Annotated in this window: 2 protein-coding genes; one reads left to right on the top strand and one right to left on the bottom strand. The window is 38.9% G+C overall.

The genetic code is table 11. The features are described 5' to 3' along the window. The first annotated feature begins 315 nt into the window (after window positions 1–315). A complete protein-coding gene (clpB, locus tag HCUR_RS07455) occupies window positions 316–2,874 on the top strand; it encodes an ATP-dependent chaperone ClpB (protein WP_104207443.1) in 2,559 nt (852 codons plus the stop codon). A gap of 81 nt (window positions 2,875–2,955) precedes the next feature. Here clpB and HCUR_RS07450 read toward each other — a convergent pair whose 3' ends face one another. After that, window positions 2,956–3,525, bottom strand: coding sequence for a hypothetical protein (locus tag HCUR_RS07450; protein WP_104207442.1), 570 nt, complete (start codon window positions 3,523–3,525; stop codon window positions 2,956–2,958). Window positions 3,526–4,234: the final 709 nt, after the last annotated feature.

Below are 4,234 nucleotides of genomic sequence, written 5' to 3'. Positions count from 1 at the left end.
TCCATTGTGCTGGCTGGCTTAGAGCAAACTAAGTTCGGTTCTAAACGCGCACTCCCTCTGTACACTGTATGGTTCCATTCCAAAACGTCTACCCGCTTCCTCATCACTCACTCTTTACGACAAAAATCCAATGAATACGAGATCTTTAAATATTTTCTTTTTTTTCTATTATAACCGTTCTATCGTTCGTTGGATATACAGCGTAAAAATTTAACATCTGTTCACACTTTTCCTGCTTTTACCTCTTACATTGATTTTTTTATTGTTTTTTCTTAAAATAATTATTAGACCATGAAGTATGTTGGAGAGATTTGAATGAATTTCGAACACTACACTGAAAAAGCAAAAGCCTTTCTTCAAGAAGCTCAGTCTTTGGCGGTTACCGCAGGGCACCCTCAAATTCTAGCCGAGCATTTGGCTCTTGTATTAATTAAAGACAGCCAGGGAATGGCGACTGCTTTAATAAACGCTTCGTCCTTAAATGCAGCGCAGATAATTTCTGAATTAGAGCGTTTATTGCGTAAAATTCCTCCAGTAAAAGGTGGACAGTGTAGCGCAGGCACTTCCCTATTACAGGCGCTTTCGGAAGCACAATCCTGCTCTCAGCGCTTAGGAGATACTTTTGTAACCGCAGAGACATTACTTTACGGCGCTCTAAAGGTTCTGGATTTAGATATATCACCTAAATTAGATGCAGTGATTTTAGAAAAAAGTATTCAAGAATTGCGTAAAGGAAAAAATGCTCATAGCGCTTCTTCCGATGCCCATTATAATGCGATAGAAAAATATACAAAAGATGTTACCGCTCTGGCTCATCAGGGAAAACTAGATCCCGTAATTGGCCGAGAAGAAGAGATTCGAAGAACGATTCAGGTCCTCTCTCGTCGTAGTAAAAATAACCCAGTGCTTATTGGGGAGCCCGGTGTAGGAAAGACTGCGGTGGTAGAAGGGCTGGCGCAACGTATTGCTTCTAGAGATGTCCCCGATACTTTAAGAAACACCCGCATCATGGCATTAGATTTAGGAGCAATGTTGGCTGGAAGTAAATTTCGTGGAGAGTTTGAAGAGCGCTTAAAGGCGGTTTTGGATGAAATTACGCACAGTCAAGGAGAGATTATTTTATTCATTGATGAACTTCATACTTTGGTAGGCGCTGGAAAAACTGATGGCGCCATGGATGCATCCAACATGTTAAAACCTCCTCTAGCCCGAGGAGAGTTGCACTGCATTGGGGCGACTACTCTAAAAGAGTATCGTCAATACATTGAAAAAGATGGTGCTTTGGCGCGACGGTTTCAGCCGGTGTTTGTGGAAGAGCCTTCGGTAGCAGAGACCATATCTATCTTAAGGGGCCTGCGAGAGCGCTACGAGCTTCATCACGGCGGTATTCGTATTACCGATACTGCTTTGGTCAGTGCTGCAACTTTGTCTGATCGATACATTAATGATCGCTTTTTACCGGATAAAGCCATTGACTTAATTGATGAGGCAGCCAGTCGCTTGCGTATGGAAGTGCACTCCAAACCAGAAGCTTTGGATGAAATCGATCGTCGTATTGTGCAATTGCGCATTGAAAAAGAAGCATTAAAGAAAGAGAGTGATCCGGCAGCCAGAACGCGTCTTGAAGCGTGCTTAAAGGAACTGGCAAATCTTGAAGAGCAAAGCCGCACCCTTGGCACGCAGTGGGAACAGGATCGCACTGCATTGCGTAGTGCCCAGACCTTAAAGACTGAGTTAGAAAAAGCCCGAACCAATTTGGCTCAAGCACAAAAAGAAAGTCAGTGGGAAAAAGCAAGCAAATTGATGTACAGCGTTATTCCTGATTTAGAATCCCGTATCAAAAGTGAACGAGAAAAAGGGTCTCCCGCCCTCCTTAAGGAAGAAGTTACAGAAGGAGATATCGCTGCTATTGTGTCTCGTTGGACTGGGGTTCCTATTGACAAAATATTGACGCAAGAACGACAGAAGTTATTACAGATGGAAGGCGTTCTCAGGCAACGTGTAGTGGGACAAGATTCTGCAGTGTCTGCGGTAAGTCGCGCAATTTGTCGTGCTCGCGTGGGGTTAGCAGATGCAGGACGTCCCATGGGATCTTTCTTGTTTTTAGGACCAACCGGCGTTGGAAAAACCGAACTTGCTAAAGCCTTAGCAGAGTTTCTTTTTGACGATGACACTGCCATGCTACGCATTGATATGTCCGAGTATATGGAAAAACATTCCGTCTCTCGCTTAATCGGTGCACCTCCAGGGTATGTGGGATATGAAGAGGGAGGGGTGTTAACAGAAGCTGTACGTCGTCGCCCCTACCAGCTCATTTTGTTGGATGAGGTGGAGAAAGCCCATGGGGATGTCTTCAATCTCTTTCTTCAAATTTTAGATGATGGACGGTTAACAGACAGCCAAGGGCGGGTAGTGGGTTTTAATAATACATTACTGATTCTGACTTCAAACTTAGGAAGTCAGTACATGATGCAAGATACCCATCAAGATCTTTCTTCCAAAACCCGCTCTCAGGTGATGGAGGTGGTCCGCCAAGCCTTTAGACCAGAATTTTTGAACCGTTTAGATGATATTTTATTTTTCCATAGACTTACAGAAGATCATATGAGTCAGGTAGTGCATATTCAGTTAGACCGGGTTCACCGATTATTAGCGCCAAAACGTATACGTTTACACTTGGATAGTAAGGTAATTAACCTGTTAGCTAAGGAAGGATTTGAGCCCGAGTATGGTGCTCGCCCTCTAAAACGCGTGATTCAACGCAGAGTGTTAGATCCACTTTCCATTCTTATTCTGGAAGAAACGCTTCACGATGGACAAGATGTGTTTGGTAAAATGGTAGACGGAGAAATTGTATTTCAGCCTCATGGATAAATGATAAAAAGAAGCCTTTTCGGGGCTTCTTTTCTTAATTTTATTGAGGGAAGTAGTTAAGAATATAGTATTAATCAGATTTTAAGTAGGTGTAAACTTCATTTTTGTGGTTTCGCCAAAATTCGTTTCTTTAGTGTCGCCAACATTTTCATCTCGTTTTACCCTAGTCTGGGCTAAATCTAATACACATATCATGTTTGAATTATTTTTTAATTCTTGTATAATTTCTAAAAATTTACTTTTATGTTCTGTAGTGCAATTATTCTGCTCAAGTATTTTTGCTACATCTTTTAGCGTATACTCTGCTGATTCTAGTAATTTGGCAAAGTCTTTTCTTTCATATACAGAGTAATCACTCGATAAACTTACAGTATTTAGCATAATTTCTTTATTTAAATCTTCTATGGAAGATCTAGATACTGTATCATTAAGCTCTTTTCGTTTTGCACAGTTATTTTTTAAAACACGATAATATTTATTAAGTTTATTAATAAAACCACTAATTACAGCGGCATCTCTGTTGGCAGAAAGCTCTGAAAATTGTTTTAATTTTGCAACAAGCTCTGAATTCTTTTTAAGATCCGAAGCCTGGCTTTTCGTGGATACCGTAGCCAATAATAGTGCTAAAAAAGTATAATTTAATTTTTTCATTTTATTTTATTTTATATTTATTTATATTACTCAATCATTATAATATTGAAATATTAATTTTTATATAAAACATTAAAAAAATAATACGTCTTAAAGTGTTTGGCTCTGTTCACATAAATTGGTGTGCCCCAAAAAAGTTTCTCAATAGAACTCGTTTAGAATTCTTTGTTTATTGCTTAAATTGCCCAACAGTCAAATAGTCACTGAATATAAACAATCCTTTTTAATCTTTAGGGGAATATGAACATGGTATGCTCTAGTCACAACATATCATTTTTTAGAGTATTAATAGAATGGTTGACGGATACAGAATTATTTCTCATAATGCTTTGGATTACTTAAACTATTTTTTTTGCGCATTAATTCAATACGTTTAAAGCCTACTTTTAAAAATATTCAAGCGTTATTATTATTTCTAATACAGCAACTATTTTCATTTAAAACAATTCTTTAATGCTTGAGCAGACCACGTCGTAGAAAAACGTCTCTGTACCGGACAAAACTAATTGGATAGTTAGTTTGCATTGACAGTAACTCGGTGAAATAAAAACAAAAAGTGTATAATCTCGATTATCGAAAAAGAGGTATACATCATGGTTTCAGTCAACGAGTTAAAGCGCATTTTAAAGCCATATTTCAAAATCGACAATAGGCGTCTTGATTGCTTAACCCAAATGTTAGGTGCGCTTATCACTGTTCGCACAGTTAA

Source organism: Holospora curviuscula, assembly GCF_002930195.1.
GTDB classification, from domain to species: Bacteria; Pseudomonadota; Alphaproteobacteria; order Holosporales; family Holosporaceae; genus Holospora; species Holospora curviuscula.
Note: the sequence above shows the minus strand (reverse complement) of the source record. Positions and strands in the feature narration are given on the sequence as shown.